Genomic DNA, 479 nt, shown 5'->3' with positions numbered 1-479 from the left:
GAGCGCGGCGGCATGCCCCTCGGCAAAGCCCGCCTCGTGCGCGGCCGCGATCGGATCGATGAACGCGCCATGCTCGGCGGGGTGCTGGGCATCGGCAGTGAACGGATCCCAGCCCTCGGTGGGATTGGCTTCCGGATTGGCCGGCGCGAAGTGGCGCGGCTGGGCCGGCACTTCCGCGAACACGCGGCGGCCGATCCGGTCGACATCCGACGGCGCGAAGCCGGCACCATCGCCAAAGGCGCGGGCCAGCACATGTCCGGCCGCGCTGATCCGCCCGGCGAATCCCGGCGAGAAATCAGACATAGTCGTCGTCCCCGCCCTTTGACGGCATCTGGATCGTGCCGTCCTTCACCAGGCCGCGCGCGATCGCGATCATCGCCTTCTGCGCGTCGAGCACATCGGCCATCTTCATCGGCCCCAGCGCTTCGATCTCGTCGCGGATGCCATCGGCGGCGCGGCTCGACATGCAGCCGAGGAAC

Annotated in this window: 2 protein-coding genes; both read right to left on the bottom strand. The window is 69.9% G+C overall.

Features of this window, described 5'->3' with window-relative positions:
• Nucleotides 1–303, bottom strand: a 303-nt coding sequence (locus tag V6E90_RS21510; protein ID WP_332606409.1) for a hypothetical protein, incomplete at its 3' end; no start/stop codon positions are given.
• Nucleotides 296–479: FliG C-terminal domain-containing protein (locus tag V6E90_RS21505; RefSeq protein ID WP_332606408.1), on the bottom strand; the 184-nt coding region annotated here is incomplete at its 5' end. The genes V6E90_RS21510 and V6E90_RS21505, both read right to left, overlap by 8 nt.

Source organism: Acinetobacter sp. ESBL14, assembly GCF_036668815.1.
GTDB classification, from domain to species: Bacteria; Pseudomonadota; Gammaproteobacteria; order Pseudomonadales; family Moraxellaceae; genus Acinetobacter; species Acinetobacter gyllenbergii.
This window is presented reverse-complemented; position numbering and strand designations above follow the sequence as displayed.